Origin of the sequence: Microbacterium sp. VKM Ac-2923 (genome assembly GCF_022815605.1) — a bacterium.
Lineage (GTDB): Bacteria > Actinomycetota > Actinomycetes > Actinomycetales > Microbacteriaceae > Microbacterium.
In genome coordinates this window covers 613,789-640,403 of the sequence record NZ_JALGRP010000001.1, presented here as the reverse complement: position 1 = coordinate 640,403, position 26,615 = coordinate 613,789, and the positions used below count along the sequence as shown (strand labels likewise).

Genomic DNA, 26,615 nt, shown 5'->3' with positions numbered 1-26,615 from the left:
CCCGTGAAGACACAGCCCAAGCCCCTCTTGATCACGCTCGCCGCCCTGATCGTCGTCGTGGTCATCGGCCTCGTTGCGTTCCTCGTCACCCGCGCGCAGGCCCCCGACCCGGCAGCCGCCGCCGTGGTGGGAGCCGACTCTCACGTGCTCGACGACGCGGGTGACGGCGCGGTCACCGTCGTGGAGTTCCTCGACTTCGAGTGCGAGGCCTGCGGCGCGTATTACCCGGTCGTCGAGGACGTGCGTCAGAAGTACGCCGGACAGATCACCTACGTCGTCCGCTACTTCCCCCTGCCCGGCCACTTCAACTCCACGACGTCCGCCGTCGCCGCCGAAGCCGCCGCACAACAGGGTCGCTTCGAAGACATGTATCACCGCCTCTTCGAGACGCAGGCCGAGTGGGGAGAGGCACAAGAGTCTCGCGCCGATCTCTTCCGCGAATATGCCGTCGACCTCGGGCTCGACATGGCGACGTACGACGCCGCCGTCGCCGATCCGGAGACTGAACAACGCGTACGGGCCGACTTCGAAGAGGGACGCGCGCTGGGAGTACGCAGCACCCCGACGTTCTTCGTCGACGGGCGGCCGCTCGTCATCGAGCGATGGAACGATCTCGAGACGGCGATCGACGCCGCGCTCGACCGCTAGACGAGCCGCTGGCGCAGTGCCGTTCGGTATCGACGCCGCGCTCGACCGCTAGACGAGCCGCTGGCGCGGGGCCGTTCGGTTCTCCATCCGCTCGCGGGTCCCGTCCCACGTCGGCACACACCTCCTGCACCCCTGGCCCGGCCCCTGCCCGCGAGCAGCCGTTCCATCGGGATCGCCGGAGTTCTGCAGTCCCCTCCCCCGCCGACCCCACCCCGCACGCCGACGGCCCCGCCGCACATGAGCGCAGCGGGGCCGGGCGGCCGCGTCAGACCCGCGACAACCCGCGGATCGGGCTGACCTCCTGCTCAACTTCGTGGTCGGGCCCGAGGGGGATGCCGCTGCGGTCGCGCAGCAGCAGCGTCGCGATCGCGCCGAGCACGACCATGCCCGCGAGGTACCAGGTCACCGAGGTGGTGGACCCGGTCGCCTTGACCAGCGACTCGGCGATCGTCGGAGCGAACGCTCCGCCGAGGATCGCGCCGAGAGCGTACGAGATCGACACCCCCGAGAAGCGGATGGATGCCGGGAACAGTTCGGCGTACAGCGCCGCCTGCGGTCCGTAGGTGAGGCCGAGACCGACGGTCAGCACCACGAGACCGAGCGTGAGCAGGCCGATGCTGCCGGTGTTGACGAGCGGGAACAGCAGGAGGACGCCGACCAGCAGCGCCGCCCATCCGATCAGGTAGGTGGTGCGGCGGCCGATGACGTCACCGATCCACCCGCCGAGCCAGGTGAACACGAACCACGACACCGCCGACAGGGTCACGGCGCCGAGCACGTCGGCCGTCGCCAGACCCAACGGACCGTCGGGGTTGGTCGCGTAGCGCTGGATGTAGCCCCCGGTGGTCATGTAGCCGACGGCGTTGTTTCCGGCGAACACGAACGCGGCGATGAGCACGAGCAGCGCGTGCTTGCGGAACAGCTGCACGATCGGCATCCGGGTCTGCTCCTTGCGCTCGGCGATCTCGACGAACACCGGGCTCTCCTCGACCTTGCGACGCACGTAGTACCCGATAAGGATCAGCACGAACGACAGCAGGAACGGCACACGCCAGCCCCAGGCGAGGAAGGCGTCGCCGGGCGCGATGAGCGCCATGAGCCCGAGCATGCCGCTCGCGAGGAGCAGCCCGAGGGGCACACCGAGCTGGGGCGACGCGCCGAAGAGACTGCGCTTGGTCTTGGGGGCGTGCTCGACGGCCATGAGCACCGCGCCGCCCCACTCGCCACCGGCGGAGATGCCCTGCAGCACGCGCAGGAGGATCAGAAGCGCGGGGGCGGCGACACCGATAACCTCGTAGGTCGGCAGCACGCCGATCAGGGTGGTCGATGCGCCCATGAGGATCAGCGTGATCATCAGCACGACCCGTCGGCCGTACTTGTCGCCGAGGTGGCCCGCCAGGAACGCGCCGAGGGGACGGAAGAGGAAGCTCAGCCCCACTGTCAGGAACGACAGGATCTGCGCGACACCGGGGCCGGCGGGCGCGAAGAACAGCTGCCCGAACACCAGTCCCGCAGCCGAGGCGTAGAGGAAGAAGTCGTACCACTCGACGGTGGTGCCGACCACGGTGGCGAAGACCACACGGCGGCGGTCCGTGGACGTGGAGATGGTGCCGGTGGGCGTGAATCCCGGCGGTTGCGAGCGAGACATGGGGACTCCTTCGAGACATCGTCGTCATGGGCCCCCCGGCGTCGTCGTCGGTGACGAGGCGCCGTTTGCGGGGGCGTGGGTCATCGTATACGATTTCGGATACGACGCAAGGGAGCTTCAATGATCGACCGCACCGACCCCCGGTTCACCGTCCTCGACGGACGCCCGGGCAAGATCGTTGCCGTCCACCTCTCCTACGTCTCGCGCGCCGACCAGAGGGGCCGCCGACCCGCTGCCCCCTCCTATTTCTTCAAGCCGTCGAGCTCACTCGCCCCCTCGGGTGCCGAGATCGTGCGCCCCGCCGGCACCGAACTCCTGGCGTTCGAGGGCGAGATCGCGCTGATCATCGGCGAGCCCGCCCGGTGGGTGACTCCGGATGCCGCCTGGGCGCACGTGGCATCCGTCACCGCCGCGAACGACTTCGGTCTGTACGACCTGCGCGCGAACGACAAGGGCTCGAATGTCCGCTCCAAGGGCGGCGACGGCTACACCTCCCTCGGCCCCGAGCTCATCGACGCCCGCGAGGTCGACCCCGAAGCCCTGCGCCTGCGCACCTGGGTCGACGGCCACCTCGTGCAGGACGACACCACCGCCGGCCTCATCTTCCCGCTCGCCCAGATCATCGCCGACCTGTCGCAGCACTTCACGCTCGAGACCGGCGACGTCATCCTCACCGGCACCCCGGCGGGCTCGTCGGTGGTCGTTCCCGGTCAGACCGTCGAGGTGCAGGTGGATGCCGGGGCGCACTCGACCGGCCGGCTCCGCACCACGGTGGTGCAGGGCTCGCGGTCCTTCGACGCCGGACTCGGCTCACTCCCCGCGGTCGACGACACCCAGCGCACCGAGGCGTGGGGCTCGTCCGAGGCCGCGGCCGCAGGGGCCCTCGCGGGGACAGGGGATCACGCCGGAACAGGACGCCCCGACGCGGATCGTCCTGTTCTCGCCGGTTCCCCTGTCCTGACGTCCGACGACCCGGCACCCCACCTCGCACCGAGCACCTCCGGGAAGATGGATGCCGTGGCCCCACGCCTCACGCCGGAGCTGCGAGCCAAGTTGTCCCGCGTCCCCGTCGCCGCCCTCAGCGGGCAGCTCCGCAAGCGCGGCCTCGACGACGTCACGATCGACGGCGTGCACGCCCTCACCCCCGGCAGCCGCTTCGTCGGCACGGCGCGGACCCTGCGCTTCCTCCCCCACCGCGAAGACCTCTTCGCCTCGCGCGGCGGCGGCCAGAACGCGCAGAAACGCGCGTTCGACGCGGTCGGCGAGGGCGAGGTCATCGTCATCGAGGCACGAGGCGAGACCGGATCGGGAACGCTCGGCGACATCCTCGCCATCCGCGCCCACGCGCGGGGCGCGGCAGCGATCGTCACCGACGGCGGCGTCCGCGACGCCGAAGCCGTCGCCGCGGTCGGCATCCCGGTGTTCGCCGCCGGCCCTCACCCCGCCGTCCTCGGCCGCCGGCACGTGCCGTGGGAGACCGACGTCGCCGTCGGCTGCGGCGGCACCACCGTCGAGCCCGGCGACATCCTCGTCGGCGACGGCGACGGCGTGATCGTCATCCCTCCCGCCCTGGCCGAGGAGGTCGTCGACGCCGCCCTCGCGCAGGAAGAGGAAGACGCCTGGATCGCCCGCCAGGTGGCATCCGGTCACCCCCTCGATGGCCTGTTCCCGATGAACGCCGCCTGGCGAGCCCGCTACGACGGCGAGAGGAACGCCTGATGGATGCCACGACCCCCGCGACCTCCCGCAGCAAATCGCAGCAGGCCTATCACTGGGTCAAGGAGCGCATCGCCTCGCAGGAGTTCACCCCCGGCTACCGCCTCGTGCTCGGTACGATCGCCGGCGAGCTCGACATGAGCGTCGTGCCGGTGCGCGAGGCGATCCGCCAACTCGAGGCCGAGGGCCTGGTGATGTTCGAGCGCAACGTCGGCGCGCGCGTCTCGATGGTCGACGACACCGCGTACCGCTTCAGCATGCAGGCGCTCAGCCTGCTCGAGGGGGCGGCGACCGCACTCTCCGCGCGTGCCCTCACCACGAACGACGTGCGCCGCGCGCGCGAGATCAACGAGCTGATGGTCGAGACCCTCGAGCATTTCGACCCGCGCGCGTTCACCGCCCTGAACCAGGAGTTCCACGCCATCCTGTTCGCCAAGTGCGCCAACCCGCGCATGCTCGAGCTGGTGCAGGCCGAGTGGGCACGCCTCGGGCACCTGCGTGATTCGACGTTCAGCTTCGTCCCGGGCCGCGCCGCGGAGTCCGTGCGCGAGCACGAGAACATCCTCGCGCTCATCGAGACCGGGGCACCCCTGGCCGAGATCGAGAAGGCGTCGCGCCGCCACCGCTCGGCGACCCTCGATGCCTACATGATCCACGAGCACCCCGACCAGGTGCTCGGTCTCCCCGCTTTCTGATTCCGGATGCCGCACACCCCACGCCCCGACGGCACCGTCGCCACGGACACTGCGTCACCGGCATCCACCCCTCCACCGAAGGAGCTCACATGACCACCCCGCTCACCACCGCGCGCCGCATCCCGGCCGACCTGCCCGAGCGCATCCAGCACTACATCGGCGGCCGCTTCGTCGACTCGGTCGACGGTGACACGTTCGACGTGCTCGACCCGGTCACCAACCAGACCTACGTGCGGGCCGCGGCCGGCAAGAAGGCCGACATCGATCTCGCGGTCGCCGCTGCGCGCGCGGCGTTCACCGAGGGCCCGTGGCCGCGCATGCTCCCCCGCGAGCGCTCGCGCGTGCTGCACCGCATCGCCGACCTGGTCGAGGCGAGCGACGAGCGTCTCGCGGAGCTGGAGTCCTTCGACTCGGGGCTGCCGATCACGCAGGCCCTCGGCCAGGCCCGCCGCGCCGCCGAGAACTTCCGCTTCTTCGCCGACCTGATCGTCGCCCAGACCGACGATGCGTTCAAGGTGCCCGGCCGGCAGCTCAACTACGTCAACCGCAAGCCCATCGGGGTCGTCGGACTCATCACCCCGTGGAACACCCCGTTCATGCTCGAGTCATGGAAGCTGGGCCCCGCTCTCGCGACCGGCAACACCGTGGTGCTCAAGCCCGCGGAGTTCACGCCCCTGTCGGCGTCGCTCTGGGCCGGCATCTTCGAAGAGGCGGGCCTCCCCGAGGGCGTGTTCAACCTCGTCAACGGCCTCGGCGAGGACGCCGGTGACGCGCTGGTGAAGCACCCCGACGTGCCGCTCATCTCGTTCACCGGCGAGAGCAGCACCGGTCAGCTGATCTTCGCCAACGCCGCACCCTTCCTGAAGGGCCTGTCGATGGAGTTGGGCGGCAAAAGCCCGGCGATCGTGTTCGCCGACGCCGATCTGGACGCCGCGATCGACGCCACCATCTTCGGCGTCTTCTCGCTCAACGGCGAGCGCTGCACCGCGGGGAGCCGCATCCTGGTCGAGCGCTCGGTCTACGACGCCTTCGTCGAGCGGTACGCAGCGCAAGCCGATCGCGTGGTCGTCGGCCTCCCCGACGATCCCGCGACCGAGGTCGGGGCGCTGGTGCACCCCGAGCACTACGCGAAGGTCATGTCGTACGTCGAGCTCGGCAAGACCGAGGGGCGCCTGGTCGCCGGCGGTGGCCGCCCCGAGGGCTTCGACGAGGGCAATTTCGTGCGCCCCACGGTGTTCGCCGATGTCGCCCCCGACGCGCGCATCTTCCAGGAGGAGATCTTCGGTCCCGTCGTCGCGATCACCCCCTTCGACACGGATGCCGAAGCTCTCGCGCTCGCGAACGACACCCGCTACGGCCTCGCGGCCTACGTCTGGACGAACGACCTGAAGCGCGCGCACCTGTTCGCCCAGAACGTCGAGGCCGGCATGGTGTGGCTGAACAGCAACAACGTCCGCGACCTCCGCACCCCCTTCGGCGGCGTGAAGGCCTCGGGACTCGGGCACGAGGGCGGCTACCGCTCGATCGATTTCTACACCGATCAGCAGGCCGTACACATCACGCTCGGCGGCGCCCACAACCCCACGTTCGGCAGGGCGCACTGACCCCGGCCCCTTCGACAGGCTCAGGGACCTCCGCCCCTTCACAGGCGCACTGACCCCGGTCCCCCCCGACAGGCTCAGGGACCTCCGCCCCGCGGTGGCTGAGCTCGTCGAAGCCACCCCGACCCACAGACGCCGACACACACGCAAGGACGCGAACCATGGCAAAGCACACCGAAGAACAGAAGACCTCCTCGGGGTTCTGGGTGACCCAGGAGGCACCGATCCACTCCGACGACCCCATCCCCACCCCCTCCTCCCCCGCGCCCGACATCCTGCGCTGCGCCTACATGGAGCTCGTGGTCACCGACCTCGCGGCATCCCGGATCTTCTACGTCGACGTGCTGGGCCTGCACGTCACCGAGGAGGACGACGAGGCGATCTACCTGCGCTCGACCGAGGAGTTCATCCACCACAACCTCGTGCTGCGTCAGGGCGAGGTCGCCGCGGTGGCCGCGTTCTCGTACCGCGTGCGCTCGGCCGACGACCTCGACAGAGCCGTCGCCTTCTACTCCGAGCTCGGCTGCGACGTGCGCCGCGAGCCGAACGGCTTCACGAAGGGCATCGGCGACTCGGTGCGGGTCGTCGACCCGCTCGGTTTCCCGCACGAGTTCTTCTTCGACACCGAGCACCAGGAGCGCCTGTCGTGGCGGTACGACCTGCACTCCCCCGGTGAGCTCGTGCGCCTCGACCACTTCAACCAGATCACCCCCGACGTGCCGCGCGCGGTGAACTTCATGCAGTCGCTCGGCTTCCGCGTGACCGAAGACATCCAAGACGAAGAGGGCGTGGTCTACGCCGCGTGGATGCGCCGCAAGCCCACCGTGCACGACACCGCCATGACCGGCGGCGACGGCCCGCGCATGCACCACGTCTGCTTCGCGACGCACGAGAAGCACAACATCCTCGCCATCTGCGACAAACTCGGCGCCCTCCGACGATCGGATGCCATCGAGCGCGGCCCCGGCCGCCACGGCGTCTCGAACGCGTTCTACCTGTACCTTCGCGACCCCGACGGCCACCGCGTCGAGATCTATACGCAGGACTACTACACCGGCGACCCCGACAACCCCGTCATCACCTGGGACGTCCACGACAACCAGCGCCGCGACTGGTGGGGCAATCCCGTGGTGCCGTCGTGGTACACCGAGGGCTCGCTCGTGCTCGACCTCGACGGCATCCCCCAGCCGGTCCGCTCGCGCACCGACTCCAGCGAGATGGCGGTGACGATCGGCGCCGACGGCTTCAGCTATACCCGCGCCCCCGAGGAGGTCGCCGCCAACGAGTTCAAGCTCGGCAACCAGCTTTAGCCCCTTCGCGCGAGTCGCCATTATTTGTCGCCTGGAACGCCTCCGAAGCGACAAATTCTGGCGACTCATGCGGCACGAACAGGAGACACATGCTCACCGACGAACAGATCGACGCCATCGCCGCTGAACTCGCCGAGGCCGACCGCGCCCACTCGGTCATCCCGCGCATCACGGCGAGATTCCCGGATGCCACGGTGACCGACTCGTACCGGATCCAGGGCCGCTGGCGGGATACGCAGATCGCCGCGGGCCGCACGCTCGTGGGGCGCAAGATCGGGCTGACCTCGAGGGCGATGCAGCAGGCGACGGGCATCACCGAACCGGACTACGGCGTGATGTTCGACGACACCGTCTATCGCTCGGGCGACGAGATCCCGGTGGACCACTTCTCCAACGTCCGCGTCGAGGTCGAGCTCGCCTTCGTGCTGAAGGAGCCGCTCGAGGGGCCCGACTGCACCCTCGACGATGCCCTGAACGCGATCGACTACGCCGTCCCGGCCCTCGAGGTGCTCAACTCGCACATCGAGCTCGAGGGCCGCACGATCGTGGACACGATCAGCGACAACGCCGCGTACGGCGCGATGGTCCTCGGCGACGTGCGCAAACGCCCCGACGAGATCGACCTGCGGTGGGTCCCCGGCGTGCTCAGCCGCAACGGCGAGATCGAAGAGACCGGCGTCGCCGCGGGCGTGCTCGGCCACCCCGCCACCGGCGTCGCGTGGCTCGCGAACACATTCCACCAGCACGGCGCGCGCCTCGAGGCGGGCGAGATCATCCTGGCAGGATCGTTCACGCGCCCGATGTGGGTGTCGCGCGGCGATGACGTGCTGTGCGACTACGGACCGATGGGAACGATCTCGTGCCGCTTCGTCTGACCCCGACCTTCCGGGCCGCGCTCGCGTCATCCGGTCGTCCCCTCGCCGGCATGTGGGTGTGCTCCGGCAGCCCCGTGATCGCCGAGATCGCCGCGGGCTCGGGCCTGGACTGGCTGCTGATCGACATGGAGCACTCCGCCGTCTCGCTCGAGAGCGTGCTGGTGCAGCTGCAGGTCGCCGCCGGCTACGCGATCACCCCCGTCGTGCGCGTTCCGGGCAACGACCCCGTCGTGATCAAGCAGGTGCTCGACATCGGCGCGCAGAACCTCATCGTGCCCATGATCTCCTCGGCCGACGAGGCCCGCGCCGCCGTCGCCGCGACGCGGTATCCGCCGGCCGGCATCCGGGGCGTCGGCAGCGCCCTGGCCCGCAGCGCCCGTTGGAACCGCGTCGACGGCTACCTCGCCAGTGCCGCCGACCACGTCTCGCTCACCGTGCAGATCGAGACGACCGCCGGCGTCGCGGCCGCGGCCGAGATCGCCGCCGTCGAGGGGGTGGATGCCGTCTTCGTCGGCCCGTCCGACCTGTCGGCGTCGATGGGTCTCCTCGGGCAGCAGTCCCATCCCGACGTCGTCGCCGCCGTACACGCCGTGTTCGCCGCGTGCCGGGATGCCGGACCCCCCGTCGGCGTAAACGCGTTCGACCCCGCGGTGGCCGAGGCCTACCTCGATGCGGGAGCCGACTTCGTCGCCGTGGGTGCCGACGTGGCTCTGCTCGCGCGGGCGTCGGAGGCGCTCACCGCGCGCTTCGTCACTGCTCGCGGAGCGGCGACCGATGCTGGCGCACGGGACGAGGAGCGCGACAGCTACTGAGGACGCGGACGCCTCAGCGCGACGCGCCCAGCGCCACCAATTCCGCTCGGGTCGTGACGCCGGCCTTGCGCAACAGGTTCGACACGTGGAACTTCGCCGTGTTCTCGCTGATCCCGAGCTTCTCGGCGATCACGCGGTTGCGCGAGCCCGCGACGATCAGGTTGAGCACCTCCCGCTCGCGGGGGCTGAGGTCGACCGTCTCGTCGAGGAACTCGGGACGCGGGGGCGGATCGAGCGGAAGAGACACCGACAGCTCCGACCCCCACCCGGGTGTCGACGCCACCTCGAAAGCGCCGTTGAGCGCACTGACGCGTTCGACGATCGGGCGGAGGGAGTCGTCGTGGGCGGTGAGGCGCCCCTCGCCGTCGTCACGGATGCCGATCAGCAGATGCAGGCCGTCGCAGTCCCACTGGATGCGCACGCGGTGCGGTGCGCCCCGATCGAGCAGAGCCAGCACGGCGCTGCGCACGATCGCGCGCGCCTCGTGGGCCACCTCCCCGGGAAGGGCTCTGCCCGTCGTCGGCGGCTCGACGAACTGCACGTCGAGGTCGCTGTGCCGCACCAGCGGACGCAGGTCGCTGCGCAGGCGCGCGAACGCGCCGGTCACCGGTTCGAGCAGACTGCTGCGCTGCCGGTCGGTCGCGGTGCGCAGCCCGACGAGCGCGGCGGCGGCGGTCTCGGTCGCCAGGGTGCGCGCGGCGCGATCGTCCAGTCGAGACGAGCGGAGGATCGCCAGAATCGACTCCAGGGTCACGGCGTGGCGATCGGCCTGCTCGGCGACGATGCGCTCGTGCTCGGTGACCAGCGCCCGGGAGGCGGGCGACGTCAGATCCACCGATTCGGTCATCCACCTACCCTAGTCGAGGCCTACTCCCTACCCGATCGGGTAGGTCACCCCCTGCCATAGACCGGCGCTCCCCAGGGGTCCGGCGGCGCAGCATGGACACATGAGTTCCGACGAAAACGCCACGGTCGAGGCCTCCCTGGCCCGTGTCGCGGCTGAGGTGAGCGCGGTCGTCGAGCGCGTCGCGGCCCACCCCGGCGAACTCGACCCGGTGCTGGACGCGCTCACCTCCGCCGACCGCGTCTTCGTGCTCGGCGCGGGCCGTTCGGGACTCGCCCTGCGCATGACCGCGATGCGGCTCATGCACCTGGGCCTCGACGTGCACGTCGTGGGCGAGACGACGACCCCCGCGATCAGCGCGGGCGACGCACTGCTGACGGCCAGCGGGTCGGGCACGACGGCCGGTATCGTCCGCGCCGCCGAGACCGCCGTCGAGGCCGGTGCGCGCGTGGTCGCGATCACCACGGCCCCCGACTCTCCTCTCGCGCGAGCCGCCGAAGCCGTCATCGTCGTTCCCGCCGCGGCCAAGCTCGATCGCTCGGCGACGACCTCGACGCAGTACGCGGGCGGGCTGTTCGAGCAGAGCGTCGTGCTGGTCGGCGACGCGGTGTTCGACGCCCTCTGGCGACGATCCGGACTCTCGGCCGACGACCTCTGGCCCCGCCACGCGAACCTCGAATGACCTCCCCCTCCCCCAGAAGCAAGGACACCCGCATGAAACTGCAATTCGCCATGGACACCCTCTCGACCGACGCCGCCCTGGAGCTCGCCGCCGCCGCGGCGCCGCACGTCGACATCCTCGAACTCGGCACCCCGCTGATCAAGAGCGCGGGCGTGTCCGCGATCACCGCGATCAAGCAGGCGCACCCCGACAAGATCGTGTTCGCCGACCTCAAGACCATGGATGCCGGAGAGCTCGAGGCCGACATGGCCTTCCGCGCCGGCGCCGACCTCGTCACCGTGCTCGGATCCGCCGGTGACAGCACGATCGCCGGTGCCGTCACGGCCGCGAAGAAGCGCGGCAAGGGCGTCGTGGTCGACCTGATCGGCGTGGCCGATAAGCCGAAGCGCGCGAAGGAGGCTGTCGCCCTCGGCGCCGACTTCGTCGAGATGCACGCGGGACTCGACGAGCAGGCGGAGGAGGGCTTCACCTTCGGCACCCTGCTGCGCGACGGAGAGGCGGCCGGTGTCCCGTTCTCGGTCGCCGGCGGCGTCAACGCCGACAGCATCGCCGATGTGCAGAAGGCGGGCGCTCAGGTCGCCGTCGCGGGCAGCGCCATCTACAGCGCGCCCGACGTGGGCGCCGCCGCGGCGGCCCTGCGCGCTGCGATCGTCTGATCGCCCGCGCCCGGTCGCACGAAACGAGTGAGGGGGTCGAGCCGCACTGCTCGACCCCCTCACTCGTGACGCGTCTCAGTCCTCGTCGTCGTCCTCATCCTCGTCGCCGATGATCTCGATGTCTTCGATCTCGAGCTCAGGCGTCAGCTGCACGTGCACGAGCGCGTCGGGGAACGAGGTCTCACCCGCGAAGACGACGATGATCGCGTCGGCGAACACGCCGACGCCGATCGCTTCGAGGTCAGTGCGCAGGTCCACGTCGGCGTCGAGCTCCCCGTCGTCGAGCGCGTCCTCGATGTCGCTCGCGATCTCTTCGACGATCGCGCGCCAGCGGTCCTCGCTCACCGACAGCACGTCTTTCAGCCCCGCCATGATGGCGTCGAGGTCGGGAGTCTCCTCGTCCTCGAGCTCGGGGTCGAGGTCGACCTCCACCTCGACGCCCGCGGCATCCAGATGACCGACACCGATGACGCTGTCTTCATCGATCTGGACGTCATCGAGCAGGCCGCTCTCGGTGACACGGCGGAGGAGGTCGTTCAGTACGGCTTCAGTCATGGATGAACTCTGACACGTCCGAACCGTCCGCGCCTCCCCCATTGCGTGCGACGCTCCGTCTGTTCAACCGGCGGAGCGCCGCGGTTCACGGGACCGCGGTCTGACGGTCGCCGTGAGGGGTCACCGGGCGCCGATCGAGTCGCACGCAGAACGGTGTCCGCGTGGGCACGACCGGCTCCGCGACTCGCCGGTGAGGGCGGTGCCTCACGCCGACGCGCGCTCCGCCGCCTCGACGACGTTCGTCATCAGCAGCGCCACCGTCATCGGGCCGACGCCCCCCGGGTTGGGCGAGACGAAGCCGGCGACCTCGATCACGTCGGGGTGGACGTCGCCGTACACGCGCGACTTCCCGGTCTCGGGGTCGGTCTCGCGCGTGACGCCCACGTCGAGCACCGCGGCGCCGGGCTTGACGTCCTCCGCGCGCACGATGTGCTTCACGCCCGCGGCGGCGACGATGACATCGGCCTGGCGGAGGTGCTTCGCGAGGTCGGCGGTGCCGGTGTGGGTGAGGGTCACGGTCGCGTTGATCTCACGGCGGGTGAGCAACAGCCCGATCGAGCGGCCGATGGTCACGCCGCGACCGACGACGACGACCTCCTTGCCCTTCAGGTCGTAGTCGTTGCGCAGCAGCAACTCGATGACGCCGCGGGGCGTGCACGGCAGCGGCGTCGTGATGGGCGCGTTGACGTTCAGCACCAGGCGCCCGAGGTTGGTGGGGTGCAGGCCGTCGGCGTCCTTGGCCGGGTCGATCCGCTCGAGGATCGCGTCGGTGTCGATGTGCTTCGGCAGCGGCAGCTGCACGATGTAACCGTGGCAGGCGGGGTCGGCGTTGAGCCGGTCGATGACGGCCTCCACGTCCTCCTGCGTGGACTCCGCCGGCAGCTCCACCTGGATGGAGTTCATGCCGATGGCCTCGGACTGCCGGTGCTTCATGCCGACGTACAGCTGCGAGGCCGGGTCGGCGCCGACGAGCACCGTGGCGATGCCCGGCACGATGCCGCGCTCGCGCAGGGCCGCGACCCGCTCGGCGAGTTCGTCCTTGATCGCCGCCGAAGCGGCCTTGCCGTCGAGAATCGTCGCCGTCATGGCATCCCTCGTTCTGTGTGTGTCGTTGATGTCGGTTCGCGCTCGGCCGGGCGCTGAGGTGGGCCCGCCAACCCGCCGATAAACGCCCATCCTCCTCGGAAACGCCGTGTCGAAACGTGTCTCGCGAGGATCGGCGTTTGTCGCGCCCACCGTCGCCGGTGACGAGCGACGGATGCCGGGGAGCGGTGTCGAGCGCCGCCCCTGGGGATCGGCCCAGCCCGGTCCCCACCGCGAGACCGAACGAGCTGAATGCCGGATGCCACCGCGGCGAGGCCGGGCGATGCCGTTCCGGGGGCGGAGCGCGCCGGGACCGCCGTCGTGAGCAGCGGATGCCGGGACGAGCCGCCGCGCGAAACCGCGGCCCGCCCCGGCGAGGCTCACTGCTGCAGGTCGGGGTACAGCGGGAAGGCGTCGGTCAGCGTCGCGACGCGCGTGCGCAGGGCCTCGACGTCGGCGCCGGGGATCAGCGCGAGCGCGATGATGTCGGCCACCTCGGTGAACTCCGCGTCGCCGAAGCCGCGGGTCGCGAGCGCGGGGGTGCCGATGCGCAGGCCCGAGGTCACCATCGGCGGACGCGGGTCGTTCGGGACCGCGTTGCGATTGACGGTGATGTGGATCTCGTGCAGCAGGTCTTCGGCCTGCTTGCCGTCGATCTCGGCCTCGCGCAGGTCGACGAGCACGAGGTGCACGTCGGTGCCGCCCGAGCGCACGGCGATGCCGGCGTTCTTGACGTCGTCCTGGGTGAGACGATCGGCCAGGATCGACGCGCCCCGCAGGGTGCGCTCCTGGCGCTCCTTGAACTCCGGCGTCAGCGCGAGCTTGAACGCCGTCGCCTTGGCGGCGATGACGTGCATGAGCGGGCCACCCTGCTGGCCCGGGAAGACCGCGGTGTTGATCTTCTTGGCCAGATCGGCGTCGTTCGTGAGGATGAGGCCCGAGCGGGGGCCGCCGATCGTCTTGTGCACCGTGGTCGACACGACGTGCGCGTGCGGGATGGGCGAGGGGTGCACGCCCGCGGCGACGAGGCCCGCGAAGTGCGCCATGTCGACCCACAGGAGCGCACCCACTTCGTCGGCGATCGCGCGGAAGGCTTCGAAGTCGAGCTGACGGGGGTAGGCCGACCAGCCGGCGATGATGACCTTCGGCTTGTGCTCGAGGGCGAGGCGGCGCACCTCGTCCATGTCGATGATCGAGGTCTCGGGGTCGACCCCGTAGGCGACGATGTCGTACAGGCGGCCGGAGAAGTTGATCTTCATGCCGTGGGTCAGGTGACCGCCCTGGTCGAGGGCCAGACCGAGGAGGGTGTCGCCGGGGCGGGCGATCGCGTGCAGCACCGCGGCGTTCGCCGAGGCTCCCGAGTGGGGCTGCACGTTGGCGAACCCGGCGCCGAAGAGGGCCTTGGCCCGCTCGATCGCGAGGGACTCGGCGACGTCGACCTCTTCGCAGCCGCCGTAGTACCGGCGACCGGGGTAGCCCTCGGCGTACTTGTTCGTCAGCACCGAGCCCTGCGACTGCAGCACCGACACGGGCACGAAGTTCTCGGAGGCGATCATCTCGAGGAAACCGCGCTGACGGTTCAGTTCGCGCTCGAGGACCTCGGCGATCTCGGGGTCGACCTCGGAGAGGGGGGCGTTGAAGTACGGATCGGTCATGCGATCTCCTTGACGAGAATTCCGGATGCCGCAGACTCGGCGAGCCCGCGGAGATACCGCATCGACCCAGGCGTGCGGTCGAATACCGTCAAGCAATCGCTCCCCGGTGGTTCCCCACCTCAACGCCAGTCGCGACGGTGCCACTTTAGCGGGAAAAGGCGTGCGTCTCGGCGTGTCCCGGCATCCTCGGTTCCTCCACAGGATGCCGGTCGGCTCGACGGCGAGGAACCCCGGCGGCCGGGACAGCGGAGCCACGTAAAATGGCGCTGTGACCGACTCCCGCAACGTCCGCGCGCAGGCGCCCCTCGCCCCCGGCATGCGTCCGCGGCCGTCGGCGGTCGAGATCGGCAGCGTCGTCTGCGGTCTCTTCGCCTTCATCACGCTGGCCATCTGGGGCTTCGCGGCCTGGCCGTTCCCCTGGAACATCGTCGCCGGCATCGGCGCGCCCGCGTTGGCCATCCTGGTCTGGGCGCTGTTCGTCTCTCCCCGCGCCGTCCTCGCCGTACACCCCTTCATCCGCGCCATCGTCGAGCTCTTCGTCTACGCCGCCGCGACGATCGCGTGGTGGAGCATGGGCCAGGCCGTGATCGGACTGGTCTTCGCCATCGTCGCCGTTGTCTTCGGCGCCCTGAACGGCCGCCGGCGCCTGGCGTGAGCACCGACGTCGTCGCCCTGCTCCGCGCGGAGCTCGGCGAGCGCGTCGACACCACCCCCGCCGCCCTCGAGGCGGTGCGCGCCGACAAATCGGGCCACGCCGCAGAGGGGCGGCCTCTCGCGGTCGTGCACGCGGCATCCGTTTCCGACGTGCAGGCGACGTTGCGCATCGCATCGGCCACCCGCACGCCCGTCGTCACGCGCGGCGCCGGCACGGGGCTCGCCGGAGGCGCCAACACCGGGAGCGGCGAGATCAGCCTCTCGGTACGCGGGATGGACCGGATCCTCGAGGTGCGACCCGACGACCTCCTCGCCGTCGTCGAACCCGGCATCCTGAACGCCGACCTCAACGCGATGCTCGAACCCCACGGCGTGTGGTGGGCGCCCGACCCCGCCAGCCGCGCCATCTCGACCGTCGGCGGCAACATCGCCACCGGCGCCGGCGGGCTCCTGTGCGCGAAGTACGGCGTGGTGCGCGACGCGGTGCTGGGCGTCGACCTCGTGCTGGCCGACGGTCGCCTCCTGCATCTGGGCCATCGCAGCGTCAAGGGTGTGACCGGACTCGACCTCACCTCCCTCGTGATCGGTTCCGAGGGGACGCTGGGAGTCGTCGTGGGGGCGACCCTCAAGCTCCGCCGCCACGTCGAGGGCGAACGCGTCACGCTGACGGCCCTGTTCGACGGGGTGCGCGCCGCCGCCGTCGCCTCGGCCGCGGTCACGGCATCCGGGGTGCAGCCCGCGATCATGGAATTGATGGATGCCACGAGCCTCGCGGCCGTGCACCGGTTGCTGTCGCTGCCGACTCTTCCGGCGGGCGCGGCGCAACTGACGATCCAGACCGACGGGCCCGCGGCCTCCGATGAAGCGCGGGTGATCGCCGACGTGCTCACCTCGGCGGGAGGGCGCGTGGCGGTCGCCGCCGACGCCGCGGAGGGGGAAGCCCTCCTCGCCGTGCGACGGGCGATGCATCCCGCCATGGAGACGCTCGGGACCACCCTCATCGAGGACGTCTCGGTCCCCCGCAGCGCGTTGCCCGACATGTTCGACGAGATCGCACGCATCGAGCGGCAGTTCGGGCTGGTCATCCCCGCGGTCGCCCACGCCGGCGACGGCAATCTGCACCCGAACTTCGTGTTCGAGGGTTCCGACGTCCCGCCCGTGGTGTGGGATGCCGCCGAGGAGGTGTTCCGCGCCGCTCTCGCGTTGGGCGGCACGCTGACGGGCGAGCACGGGATCGGGGTGCTGAAACGACGCTGGCTGGCCGATGAGCTCGGCGAAGACCAGTGGCAGCTGCAGCGTGACATCGCGCGGGTCTTCGACCCGCTCGGCATCCTGAATCCCGGAAAGGTCTTCGCTCCTCGACCGCAGCACCCGTCCGCGTGATCAGACCGTGATGTGCCTCCCGGCGAATGCGCAGTGAGCTCACGTAGCATGGAAAGACTGACAAACCGGGGGGTTTCACTGATGACCGACGGCGCAACGTACGCCTGGGCTCCGGCCGAGCCCAAGACGCGCAAGAACCGCTCCGGCCTGTGGATCGGCATCCCCGCCGGCGCAACCGCCGTGGCTCTGATCGCGGCCTCGCTCGTGCTGATCGCCCCCGGCGCCTCCGTCGCGGGAGTGCAGATCGGCGGGCTCACCGCGGGAGCGGCGGCGCAGGCCATCGACACCCGTCTCGCGCAGACGACCGTCACGGTCGACAGCCCCGCGGGCGAGATCACCGTCACCGGCGCCGACCTCGGCGCCACGGTCGACGCGGAGGCCCTCGCCGAGAAGGCGTTCTCCGACAACCCGATGTGGAAGCCCGCGTCGTGGTTCCCCCAGGGCACCGGCGTCTCGGTCGAGATCGACGCCGCCGAGGCGGCCGCCGTCCTGAGCGAGCGCTCCCCCGGCGCGTTCCGCGCTCCGGTCGACGCGTCGCTGGCGTACGACGCCGGCTCCGAGGCTTATGTGACGACCCCCGCCGAAGCCGGAGAGGGCATCGACGTCGCCACCGTCACCGCCGCGCTGCAGACGGCCTTCGACGCCGGCACCCCCTCCACCACCGTCGAGGCCGGTCTCGTGCCCGTCGACGCCACAGTCACCACCGAAGAGGCCGACGCCGCTGTGTCGAAGCTCAACGGCATCCTCGATTCGGCCGGGTTCTACATCGGCGACGAACGCACTGTCCCTGTCGACCGCGCAACCGCGGCATCGTGGATCACCGTCACCCCCGACGGCGCGGGCGAGTTCGCCATCTCGGCCGACGAGGCCGCGATCCAGAACGCCGTCGCCGGTCTCGGCGCGAGCGTCGACCGCGCAGCGGTGAACGCCGACGTCATCGTCGACAGCGGCGGAGAGGTCATCAAGGCCCTCACCGAGGGCCAAACGGGCCGCTCGCTCGGCGACACGAGCGGCGTCGCCGCCGCCTTCGCCTCGCAGCTCGCAGACGGCAACGCTCGGTACGCTCTCGCCGTCACCGAGACACCCTTCGACACGAAGAAGACCGAGCGGCGCATCGACGTGAACCTCGCCGCCCAGTCCGTGACGCTCTACGAGAACGGCCAGGTCTACCGCAACTGGTCGATGTCGTCGGGCAAGAGCGGGTGGGAGACCCACACGGGTGACTACCGCATCGGTTGGAAGACCTCGATGCAAGACATGGGTTGCGTCCCCGGCTACGACTGGTGCACCAAAGATGTTCCGTGGGTCGCCTACTTCAACGGCGATGAGGCGTTCCACGGCACGTATTGGCACAACAACTTCGGCACGCCGATGAGCCACGGCTGCGTCAACCTCACGGTGAACAACGCCAAAGAACTCTACGACTGGGCCTACAAGGGCACCGAGGTCTCGGTCCACTACTGAGCCCGGAACGTGCGAGGGGCGGATGCCGGTCGGCATCCGCCCCTCTTCGTGTCGGTGACGCGAGTGCCGCACGTTTGCACAGCGCGCCGACCGCGATCGCTTCGCGCCGGTTCCCGTGCGGTGGCCCTCCCGTCCCGTGCGGCGGTTCCCTCGCGCCGCACGAGGGGCTTACGGTCCCGCGCGGCGGTTCCCGTGCGGGGGGGTACGGTGCTGTGCGGCGGCTCCCGTGTGTGCCCGGCGAGGGGCTTACGGTCCCGCACGGCGGTTCCCGTGCGGGACGGTGCGGTGCTGTGCGGCGGTTCCCGCGCTTGCCGAGCGAGAGTGTGTGCGGCGCCGTGCGATGGTTGCCGTGCTCGCCGCGGGGGGACGCCGCGCCGTGCGACGGTTCCCCGGGCCGAGACACAACGCAGGAACTCCGCTCTCCCCACCTCGCTGAGCCCCGCTGTGCAGTGCCGCGTCGCGCACGACTCCTGCGTTGTGTCGAGCGGAGCCACCCGAGCGACGCGGAGAACTCACGCGTGCAGGAAGTTGTGCCGGCTGCGACGTTCCCGCTCGAGCCGCGACCCGTTCCGATACCGGAGCCGCAAGAGGGGCGGATGCCATGGCATCCGCCCCTCACGGGTCAGCGAGTCAGCGACTCAACGCAGTCCGTCGACCACCGCGTTCAGCGTGGCCGAGGGGCGCATGATCTTCTCGACGAGGGCCGTGTCGGGGCGGTAGTAGCCGCCGATCTCCGCCGCGTGGCCCTGCACCGCGTTCAGCTCGGAGACGATGGTCTGCTCCGAGGCTTCGAGCTTCTCAGCGACCGGCGCGAAGGTCGCCGCAAGGTCGGCATCGCTCGATTGCTTCGCCAGTTCCTGCGCCCAGTAAAGGGCCAGGTAGAAGTGGCTGCCACGGTTGTCGATCGTGCCGAGGGCACGACCGGGCGACTTGTCATTCTCGAGGAACGTGCCGGTCGCGGCATCCAGGGTCTGCGCGAGGACGCGCGCCTTCTCGTTGCCCGTCGTGTCGGCGAGGTGCTCGAGCGACGCCGCCAGCGCGAAGAACTCGCCCAGCGAGTCCCAGCGCAGGTAGTCCTCTTCGAGCAGCTGCTGGACGTGCTTGGGAGCCGAGCCACCGGCGCCCGTCTCGAAGAGTCCGCCGCCGGCGAGCAGCGGCACGATCGAGAGCATCTTGGCGCTCGTGCCGACCTCGAGGATCGGGAACAGGTCGGTGAGGTAGTCGCGCAGCACGTTGCCGGTGACGGAGATCGTGTCCTCGCCGCGGCGGATGCGCTCGAGCGAGTACTTCGTCGCGTCAGCGGGGGCGAGGATCTCGATGGTGAGGCCCTCTGTGTCGTGGTCGGTGAGGTACTCGTGCACCTTGGCGACGAGGTTACGGTCGTGCGCGCGGCTCTCATCGAGCCAGAACACGGCCGGAACGCCCGTGGCACGAGCGCGGGTGACGGCGAGCTTCACCCAGTCGCGCACGGCGATGTCTTTGGTCTGCGTCGCGCGCCAGATGTCGCCCGCGCCGACCTCGTGCTCGAGCAGCACGTCGCCGTTGGAGGCGACGACCTGCACGGTGCCGGGGGCAGCGATCTCGAACGTCTTGTCGTGGCTGCCGTACTCCTCGGCGGCCTGCGCCATGAGCCCCACGTTCGGCACCGAGCCGATGGTCGCGGGATCGAGCGGGCCGTTCTCGATGACGTCCTCGATGGTCGCCTGGTAGACGCCGGCGTACGAGGAGTCGGGGATGACGGCGAGGGTGTCGTCCTCTCCCCCGTCGACGCCCCACAGCTTGCCGCCGTTGCGGATGAGCGCGGGCATCGACGCATCGACGATCACATCGGAGGGCACGTGCAGGTTGGTGGTGCCCTTGTCGCTGTTGACGTACGACAGGCGGGGGCCGGATGCCAGAGCATCGTGGATCTCGGCGGCGATCGCGTCGCCGCCCTCGACGTTCGACAGACCCGCGAGGATCGAGCCGAGGCCGTCGTTGGCGGTGAGACCCGCGGCGGTCAGGGCGTCGCCGTGGCGGTCGAAGACGTCGGCGAAGAACGCCTTCACGACGTGGCCGAAGATGATCGGGTCGCTGACCTTCATCATCGTGGCCTTGAGGTGCACCGAGTAGAGCACGTCGTCGGCCTTGGCCTGCGCGAGCGTGTCGGCGAGGAACGCGTCGAGGGCCGCGGCGGAGAGGAAGGTGGCATCCACGATCTCGCCCTCGAGGACCTTGAGGCCCTCCTTCAGCGTGGTGGTGGTGCCGTCGGCGCCGACGTGCTGGATCGACAGGACGTCGTCGTCGCCCAGGACGACCGACTTCTCGTTGGAGCGGAAGTCGTCGTGGCCCAGGGTGGCGACACGCGTCTTCGAGCCCGCGGCGAAGGGCTTGTTGCGGTGCGGGTGCTTCTTGGCGTAGTTCTTCACCGCGAGCGGCGCACGGCGGTCGCTGTTGCCCTCGCGCAGCACCGGGTTCACGGCCGACCCCTTGATGCGGTCGTAGCGGGCGCGCACGTCTTTGTCGGCATCGCTCGACGCCTCGTCGGGGTAGTCGGGGATGTCGTAGCCCTGCGACTGCAGCTCGGCGATCGCGGCCTTGAGCTGAGGGATGGATGCCGAGATGTTCGGCAGCTTGATGATGTTGGCCTCGGGGAGGGTCGCGAGTCCTCCGAGCTCGGCGAGCGCGTCGCCGACCTGCTGCTCGGGCGTCAGGCGCTGCGGGAAGGCTGCGAGGATGCGGCCGCCGAGCGAGATGTCGCGGGTTTCGACGTCGACACCCGCCTGCTTCGTGACGGCCTGCACGATGGGCAGGAACGACGCGGTGGCGAGAGCCGGCGCCTCGTCGGTGTACGTGTAAATGATGGTGGAATCGGGCACGTCAGATCTCTCCGTAGAGGCGGCCAGGGTTACGTTTCAGCCTATCGCACCGCGGGAAAGTCTCTTGATGTCGAGATAGTTGCGGTGCACACTCGTGCGTGAGAGCCGCACTGCGGCGGGTGAACGCGCGGAAGCGTATCGCCGCCCCGAGGGTGACCGGGAACGCATGCGGCGGCATGCGATCTTGGGACTCGGTCATGGTGCCGCTAGCCTGGGCGCATGGCTGACCTGCGTCTCGTCGAACTGTCCGCCGCCACGATCGTGGCGGTGAACACCCTGTCGCTCAAGCCCGGCCAGGAGCAGTTCCTCGCCCCGGTCAGCTACGGCATCGCCGCCACGGTGAGCAACCCGCAGACCTCGTGGCAACGCGTCGTCCTCGACGGCGACGAGGTCGTCGGCTTCGTCAGCGCCAACTTCGACGCCGAAGCGCACGAGGAGCACTTCCAGTCGGTGCTGTGGCGTATCAACGTCGACGCCGACGAGCAGGGTCGCGGCGTGGGAAGCTACGCGATCTCCGCCGTGCTCGACGAGGCCCGCGGCCGCGGCATGGACCACGTCGACGTCATCTACGAACCCGGCGTGGGCGGCCCCGAGGCATTCTTCGAGCGCGTCGGTTTCGCGGCGGTCGGCGAGACCGAATACGGCGAGATCATCGCCCGCGTGCGCGTCTGAGGCGACCGACGGGACGATCCACTTCTCCGTCGTTCCCGAAGAGCGCCGACGGCGCTCTGGTCACCGCAGGTCTCGCCGCAGGAACGACCACGCGCCCACGGCGAGCGCGGTGGCTACCCATGCGGTCGCGAGAGCGGACGCGAGCCCCTGTCCCGGTCCGACGGTCTCGCCGATGCCGAGCGCCGCGAGATCGAGGCCGGCGCCGCGGAGCATCGTGGGTAGCGGCATCCAGGCCGAGATGTCCGGCCACAGGGACGCCGCCATCAACGCGGCGCTGATCGAGAACGGGGCGATGAACAGCGCCGGCAGATGCGCCTGGACGACGAGCCCGACGCCGAGTCCCCAGACCGCGGCGACCGCGCCCACGGCGAGGATCGCCAGGATATCGCCGAGATCCACGCCGGCGAGACCGAAGGTCGACGCCAGCGCGAGACGCCCGCCGAGCACCGCCGCGGCAGCGACCGTCACTCCGCCCAGCGCCGCGAACGGCACCCGACCGACGAGCGCCCAGGGGCGCGACTGCAGCGTCGCCCGCTGCGCGACGACCCCGGAGCGACGGTCCACCGTGTACCGGAACGAGCCGTAGATCGCGGCCATGACAGCGGCATAGACGCCGATGACCGCCGACAGCGGCCCGACCACGAGCATCTTCACGTTCTCGGGCGCCCCGGCGACGTCAGGGGGGATGCTCGCGGCGATGGACGCGGAGAGCACGAGCGTGGCCGCACCGATCCCGCCGAGGGTCAGGTCGGCCCCGAAGCTCCGCCCCTGAGCGGCGAGAGCGCGACCCACGCGCCGCGGCAGGGAGGGCCCGTCCACCACGGGAGCGGCCATCACGCGAACCGCCGTCGTCCGACGATCCACGCACCCGTCGTCAGGGCGAGAGCCCAGGCGAGGGCTACGGCCAGACCACCGCCCGGCGAGAGCAGCACGGGATGGTTCTGCGGCGACGCCAGTGCAGCGAGCGACAGCCCCGGCAGGAAGCGGGCCACGTCGGGTGCAGTGCCGAGCAGAGCGAGCTCGAGGGCGATCGGGCCTGCCAGCACCAGGGCGGCCGCGGCGTAGTAGTTGCCCACGATCCAGCCGACCGCGGCGCCGAAGACGGACCCCAGCGCCGTCGCGGGAAGCGCGCCGAGCGCCGTCCGGAACACCGCCGGGGACGGAGCGAACGCGAGCCCGTTCGCGTTCAGCACCACGGCGACGACACCGCACCAGAGGAGAATCAGGCCGGCGGTGAGGACCAGTCCGACGACCATCGCCGCGAGGACCTTGCCGACGAATGCGCGCGCGAACCCGACCTGGACGACCGTCCGGCCCATCGATCCGTAATAGGACTCGCGGGTCACGCCGAACGCCCCCGCGAACGCCGCCACCACGAAGGTCCACGCGACCGGTGCGAAGAGCAGACCCGCGGCGGTCTCGGCATCCAGGCTCGTCATCCGCCCGAGGGTGTCGTCGCTGGTGAGGACGATGACGGGGACGAACCCCGCCAGCAGCAGGACCGCGAGGGTGTTGAACCCGCTGCGCGCGCGCAGGATCTCGGCACGCATCGCCCCGATCACGCGCGGCTCCCCTCGACGAGGTCGAAGTAGCGATCCTCGAGGGAGTCCCCGGGGCCGCGCACCAGGTCGTCGAGCGCGCCGGAATACAGCACCCGACGCTGGAGGATGACGACTTCGTCGACGGTGTGCTCGAGCTCGGCGAGCTGATGGCTCGACACCAGCACCGATCCCCCGGCCTGCGCGAAGGATCGGAGGTAGCGACGCAACCACCGGATGCCGTCCGGGTCGAGGCCGTTCGAGGGTTCGTCGAGCACGAGCGTGCGGGGCGAGCCGATGAGCGCGGCCGCGAGTCCGAGCCTCTGCACCATGCCCGTCGAGAAGGACTTCACTCGACGCCGGGCGTCGCCGGCGAGCCCGACCTCGTCGAGCACCTCGTCGACACGCCGGCGGGGGGCACCGACAGCGAGGCATGCGATGTCGAGGTGTCGTCGCGCCGTGATGCCGGGCTCGAAGCCGAATCCGTCCATCTGCACACCGACGTGGGCCGACGGCTGTACGAGACGGCGGAACGGCACGCCGTCGACGAGCGACTCGCCCTCGGTCGGGGCGGACAGCCCGACGACGGTGCGCAGCGTCGTGGACTTCCCCGCTCCGTTCGGGCCGAGCAGCCCCACGACGCTGCCGCGACGCACGGCGAACGAAACGTCATCGACGGCCGTGCGGGAACCGTATCTCTTGGTGAGGTGGCGCACCTCGATAGCGGGGTCGATCATCGTCGGGTCTCTTTCGTATCGGTGTCCGGCGGGCTCAGGAACGAGAGGAGGACGGACGCCGGCTCGACGACGTGGGTCGTCCACGCCGCCTCGAGTGCGGAACGGGAGCCGAGGCGGAGGCTCGCGCGGCCGGCGACGGGCAGTTCGGAGCTCTCGGCGACATCGACGGCGCCGATCACGACGGCGTCCACGTCGACTCCGCTCACCTCGAGGGGCGAGAACGCCGAGAGGGGCACGGCCCGGAGGCGCGGCGCCGTCGCCCACGCGGTCCCGGTCGCGACGTGCGCGGAGAGGATTCCGCTCGTCGACAGGTCGACCGGACTGCCGTCGGCCACGGCGAGCGGCGCGGGCGAATCGTCCGTCGACACGAGGAGCACCCGGTCGTCGGCTACGACGAAGCCGGTCGTGCGGACGTCGTCGACCGGGACGGAGGCCGCCGCGCCGAGTGCGGCGGCGGTCAACAACGCCGCCAGCAGGACGAATCGGAAGCGTCCTGCGCCCCGCCGCCAGCACGCCGCGAGCCATCGCGCGACCCGTACGCCGACGGCGACCACGACGAACGATTGGAGGGCGAGGACGAGGAACGCGCCCACCGGTCCCGTGCCGGCGAGGGCACGCACCGCCCGTTCGACGGCGAACCCCACGATGACGGTGGGCACGAGGGCGCTCAGCACCCCGAAGGGCACGCTCCATCGACGCGGAAACGACCGCGGTCCCGCCGGGCCGCCGAAGAGGACGCGACGGAGGGCGTCCGCGGCGTCGCCCATCGTGCGGGCGCGCAGACGGGGCTCGTCCAGCGCGCTCATGAGCGCCAGGTAGCCGTCGAAGCGGACGAACGGGACCAGGTTGACCACGACCACCGTGCCGCACGTGCACGCCACGACGAGCAGCGCCCGGCGCAGGTCGGAGTCGGGAACGGCGAGCGCCCCCAGGGCTGCGGCCCCGCCGAGGACGGCGTGGACCGCCGGACCCGCCAAGGCCACCGCGACGCGGGAGGCGCGCGAGGGAAGGCGCCACGCGTCGGTGACGTCGACGAAGAACGCCGGGCCGAGGTACAACAGCATCACCCCGGCGCGACGCGGCCGCGCACCCGCGTGAGAAAGCGTCAGGCCGTGCGCGGCCTCGTGGGCCAGGGTTGCGGCGATCATCACCGCCGCGACGAGGCCCAGGTCGGCCAGCGGGAGCGGAGAGGTGAGCGCGCGGGCGGCCGTCTCGGCCTGCCACAGCAGAGCGACGCCACCCAGGACGACGATCGCCGCGAGCGGCCACACCAGCCACCGGCGCAGGAGCGGCCGCAGCAGCCGATGCAGACGATCGAAGAGGAAAGGGGCGCGCAGCGTCGCGAGCTGGATCGTCAGCGGCGGCCGATAGGTCACGCGCCCGGCGGGGCGTCGCGGTGCACCCTCGAGCAGACCGGCCCGGCGGAAACGCTCCACGAGTGCGGCGAACGCTTCCGGCTCCTGGTCGGGGGCGAAGCGCCGGCGCAGGTCATCGACGGCGGCAGCGCCGTCCATCGCACTCAGGGTCGCCGCGACGGTCGAGGACGCCCGCGACACCGGCACGCCGTCGACGCTGACGAGCCAGTGCCCACCGTCGGCCGCGGGCTCGATGCGCACGGTGTCGGAGAGCCGCGGCGGTACCGCGGCGTGCGGTGCACGGGCGGGCGGGCGGAGCGCATCACGCGACATCGGCGCCTCCGTCCTCGGCGAGGGTGTGCAGCAGCACCATGCCTTCACCCGGGACGGCCCCGTTCGTGCGCACCGGGATCGTCGCGGGCGGCGCGAACCCGGCGTCCCGCAGTTCGGCGTTCACCGTCGCCGCGTCGAGGAGCTGCAGTCGTGTGGTCAACACGCGCACGGGGCCCGGCGACGCGGGCAGCGGGAACGGCATCCAATTCACGATGCGCGTGGCGCCGCCCGCCTCGACCTGCTGGGATTGCAGGTAGGCCGCGCGTCCGCGTGCCGTCTCGACGGCGATCTCCCGCTCGGAGGAAACGCGTAGCTGGGCGACCGCGCCAGACCCCGCGACCGAGAGCAGCAGGCTCCCGGTGGGAGCGAGGTGCCGACGGACGGCAGCGTAGAGGCGTCGACGGTCCGCGCCGCCGAGCAGCGTGATGGAGGTCGCGCCGAGCACGATGAGATCGAAGGCTCGCTTGAGATCGAACGCGCACATGTCGGCGACGACGAACGTGCAGGGCGCCTGCGGCGGGACGGCGTCGCGAAGTCGCGCGAGCATGTCGGGCGAGAGGTCGAGGGCGGTGACACGCGCGCCGGAGCGCAGCAGAGGGACGGTGAGCCGGCCGGTCCCGGCGGCGAGGTCGAGCACCTCGGGACCGCTGCGGCGCGCGACGGCGAGCACCTCGAGGATCTCGGATCGGTCCGGCCCGACGAGGTCGTCGTAGAACCGTGCGCCGACACTGGCGTACACGTCGCTCGGGTCGGCGACGCATCCGGCTTCCGCCAGGCGGTGGCGCACGGAGTCGGTGAGCGGTGCGGTCATGGCTCCTCCTAGAGGTGTGGTGGTGGACCG

The 26,615-nt window shown here is 70.7% G+C and carries 24 protein-coding genes and 1 riboswitch; of the genes, 13 read left to right on the top strand and 11 right to left on the bottom strand.

Features of this window, described 5'->3' with window-relative positions; genetic code table 11:
• Window positions 1–3 precede the first annotated feature (3 nt).
• The gene (locus MT347_RS02950) at window positions 4–648 is read left to right on the top strand and encodes a thioredoxin domain-containing protein (RefSeq protein WP_243497936.1); all 645 of its coding nucleotides are present in this window, start codon (window positions 4–6) and stop codon (window positions 646–648) included.
• Between the two features lie 265 nt (window positions 649–913).
• Here MT347_RS02950 and MT347_RS02945 read toward each other — a convergent pair whose 3' ends face one another.
• Window positions 914–2,296, bottom strand: a complete 1,383-nt coding sequence (locus MT347_RS02945) for an MFS transporter (protein WP_243497934.1) — start codon at window positions 2,294–2,296, stop codon at window positions 914–916.
• Between the two features lie 120 nt (window positions 2,297–2,416).
• Between MT347_RS02945 and MT347_RS02940 the strand changes: the two genes are divergently transcribed.
• From MT347_RS02940 to MT347_RS02915, 6 genes are all read left to right on the top strand, one after another.
• Window positions 2,417–4,015 carry a fumarylacetoacetate hydrolase family protein gene (locus MT347_RS02940; RefSeq protein ID WP_243497932.1) on the top strand — a complete coding sequence of 533 codons (1,599 nt, stop codon included), beginning with the start codon at window positions 2,417–2,419 and terminating at the stop codon, window positions 4,013–4,015.
• Window positions 4,015–4,707, top strand: a complete 693-nt coding sequence (locus MT347_RS02935) for a GntR family transcriptional regulator (RefSeq protein ID WP_243497930.1) — start codon at window positions 4,015–4,017, stop codon at window positions 4,705–4,707. The genes MT347_RS02940 and MT347_RS02935 overlap by 1 nt, the downstream gene beginning before the upstream one ends.
• An 89-nt stretch (window positions 4,708–4,796) precedes the next feature.
• Window positions 4,797–6,311, top strand: a complete 1,515-nt coding sequence (gene hpaE, locus MT347_RS02930) for a 5-carboxymethyl-2-hydroxymuconate semialdehyde dehydrogenase (RefSeq protein ID WP_243497928.1) — start codon at window positions 4,797–4,799, stop codon at window positions 6,309–6,311.
• A gap of 158 nt (window positions 6,312–6,469) precedes the next feature.
• Complete coding sequence (hpaD, locus tag MT347_RS02925) at window positions 6,470–7,618, top strand: 3,4-dihydroxyphenylacetate 2,3-dioxygenase (protein ID WP_243497926.1); 1,149 nt, start codon at window positions 6,470–6,472, stop codon at window positions 7,616–7,618.
• A gap of 89 nt (window positions 7,619–7,707) precedes the next feature.
• Window positions 7,708–8,493 (top strand): fumarylacetoacetate hydrolase family protein, encoded by a 786-nt coding sequence (locus MT347_RS02920; RefSeq protein ID WP_243497924.1) that lies wholly within the window; start codon window positions 7,708–7,710, stop codon window positions 8,491–8,493.
• The gene (locus MT347_RS02915) at window positions 8,478–9,305 is read left to right on the top strand and encodes an aldolase/citrate lyase family protein (protein ID WP_243497922.1); all 828 of its coding nucleotides are present in this window, start codon (window positions 8,478–8,480) and stop codon (window positions 9,303–9,305) included. The genes MT347_RS02920 and MT347_RS02915 overlap by 16 nt, the downstream gene beginning before the upstream one ends.
• A 13-nt stretch (window positions 9,306–9,318) precedes the next feature.
• Here MT347_RS02915 and MT347_RS02910 read toward each other — a convergent pair whose 3' ends face one another.
• The gene (locus MT347_RS02910; RefSeq protein WP_243497920.1) at window positions 9,319–10,152 is read right to left on the bottom strand and encodes a LuxR C-terminal-related transcriptional regulator; all 834 of its coding nucleotides are present in this window, start codon (window positions 10,150–10,152) and stop codon (window positions 9,319–9,321) included.
• Between the two features lie 100 nt (window positions 10,153–10,252).
• Between MT347_RS02910 and hxlB the strand changes: the two genes are divergently transcribed.
• Together hxlB and hxlA are read left to right on the top strand one after the other, a co-directional pair.
• Window positions 10,253–10,831 (top strand): 6-phospho-3-hexuloisomerase, encoded by a 579-nt coding sequence (hxlB, locus tag MT347_RS02905; RefSeq protein WP_243497918.1) that lies wholly within the window; start codon window positions 10,253–10,255, stop codon window positions 10,829–10,831.
• A gap of 32 nt (window positions 10,832–10,863) precedes the next feature.
• Window positions 10,864–11,487, top strand: a complete 624-nt coding sequence (hxlA, locus tag MT347_RS02900; protein WP_243497916.1) for a 3-hexulose-6-phosphate synthase — start codon at window positions 10,864–10,866, stop codon at window positions 11,485–11,487.
• A gap of 75 nt (window positions 11,488–11,562) precedes the next feature.
• Here hxlA and MT347_RS02895 read toward each other — a convergent pair whose 3' ends face one another.
• From MT347_RS02895 to glyA, 3 genes are all read right to left on the bottom strand, one after another.
• Window positions 11,563–12,042, bottom strand: a complete 480-nt coding sequence (locus MT347_RS02895; protein WP_243497914.1) for a cytochrome C5 — start codon at window positions 12,040–12,042, stop codon at window positions 11,563–11,565.
• A 204-nt stretch (window positions 12,043–12,246) separates the two neighbouring features.
• Window positions 12,247–13,128 carry a bifunctional methylenetetrahydrofolate dehydrogenase/methenyltetrahydrofolate cyclohydrolase gene (locus MT347_RS02890; protein ID WP_243497912.1) on the bottom strand — a complete coding sequence of 294 codons (882 nt, stop codon included), beginning with the start codon at window positions 13,126–13,128 and terminating at the stop codon, window positions 12,247–12,249.
• Window positions 13,129–13,505: 377 nt separating this feature from the next.
• Window positions 13,506–14,780 (bottom strand): serine hydroxymethyltransferase, encoded by a 1,275-nt coding sequence (gene glyA / locus MT347_RS02885; RefSeq protein WP_243497910.1) that lies wholly within the window; start codon window positions 14,778–14,780, stop codon window positions 13,506–13,508.
• Window positions 14,781–14,837: 57 nt separating this feature from the next.
• Window positions 14,838–14,923: riboswitch (ZMP/ZTP riboswitch) on the bottom strand.
• A 125-nt stretch (window positions 14,924–15,048) separates the two neighbouring features.
• On the opposite strand from glyA, the gene MT347_RS02880 reads away from it, so the two are divergent.
• The 3 genes from MT347_RS02880 to MT347_RS02870 all read left to right on the top strand — a co-directional run bounded on the left by MT347_RS02880 (window position 15,049) and on the right by MT347_RS02870 (window position 18,281).
• The gene (locus MT347_RS02880) at window positions 15,049–15,435 is read left to right on the top strand and encodes a YrdB family protein (protein WP_243497908.1); all 387 of its coding nucleotides are present in this window, start codon (window positions 15,049–15,051) and stop codon (window positions 15,433–15,435) included.
• The gene (locus MT347_RS02875; RefSeq protein ID WP_243497906.1) at window positions 15,432–16,817 is read left to right on the top strand and encodes an FAD-binding oxidoreductase; all 1,386 of its coding nucleotides are present in this window, start codon (window positions 15,432–15,434) and stop codon (window positions 16,815–16,817) included. Before MT347_RS02880 ends, MT347_RS02875 begins: the two co-directional genes overlap by 4 nt.
• Before the next feature lie 81 nt (window positions 16,818–16,898).
• On the top strand, window positions 16,899–18,281 hold the full coding sequence (locus MT347_RS02870; protein WP_243497904.1) for a L,D-transpeptidase family protein: 1,383 nt from the start codon (window positions 16,899–16,901) through the stop codon (window positions 18,279–18,281).
• A gap of 638 nt (window positions 18,282–18,919) precedes the next feature.
• Here MT347_RS02870 and MT347_RS02865 read toward each other — a convergent pair.
• On the bottom strand, window positions 18,920–21,139 hold the full coding sequence (locus MT347_RS02865) for an NADP-dependent isocitrate dehydrogenase (RefSeq protein ID WP_243497902.1): 2,220 nt from the start codon (window positions 21,137–21,139) through the stop codon (window positions 18,920–18,922).
• A 219-nt stretch (window positions 21,140–21,358) separates the two neighbouring features.
• Between MT347_RS02865 and MT347_RS02860 the strand changes: the two genes are divergently transcribed.
• Entirely contained in the window at window positions 21,359–21,811 is a 453-nt protein-coding gene (locus MT347_RS02860; RefSeq protein WP_243497901.1) for a GNAT family N-acetyltransferase, read from the top strand.
• A 60-nt stretch (window positions 21,812–21,871) separates the two neighbouring features.
• Here MT347_RS02860 and MT347_RS02855 read toward each other — a convergent pair whose 3' ends face one another.
• From MT347_RS02855 to mpaM, 5 genes are read right to left on the bottom strand one after another with little or no spacing between them, the layout of a single operon-like run.
• Window positions 21,872–22,645, bottom strand: coding sequence for a hypothetical protein (locus MT347_RS02855; protein WP_243497900.1), 774 nt, complete (start codon window positions 22,643–22,645; stop codon window positions 21,872–21,874).
• Window positions 22,645–23,373: an ABC transporter permease gene (locus MT347_RS02850; protein WP_243497899.1), complete on the bottom strand. Its 729-nt coding sequence runs from the start codon at window positions 23,371–23,373 to the stop codon at window positions 22,645–22,647. The genes MT347_RS02855 and MT347_RS02850 overlap by 1 nt, the downstream gene beginning before the upstream one ends.
• Complete coding sequence (locus MT347_RS02845) at window positions 23,370–24,086, bottom strand: ABC transporter ATP-binding protein (protein WP_243497898.1); 717 nt, start codon at window positions 24,084–24,086, stop codon at window positions 23,370–23,372. Before MT347_RS02845 ends, MT347_RS02850 begins: the two co-directional genes overlap by 4 nt.
• Entirely contained in the window at window positions 24,083–25,774 is a 1,692-nt protein-coding gene (gene mpaP / locus MT347_RS02840; RefSeq protein WP_243497897.1) for a daptide biosynthesis intramembrane metalloprotease, read from the bottom strand. Before mpaP ends, MT347_RS02845 begins: the two co-directional genes overlap by 4 nt.
• On the bottom strand, window positions 25,764–26,585 hold the full coding sequence (gene mpaM / locus MT347_RS02835) for a daptide-type RiPP biosynthesis methyltransferase (RefSeq protein WP_243497895.1): 822 nt from the start codon (window positions 26,583–26,585) through the stop codon (window positions 25,764–25,766). The genes mpaP and mpaM overlap by 11 nt, the downstream gene beginning before the upstream one ends.
• Between the last annotated feature and the right edge of the window lie 30 nt (window positions 26,586–26,615).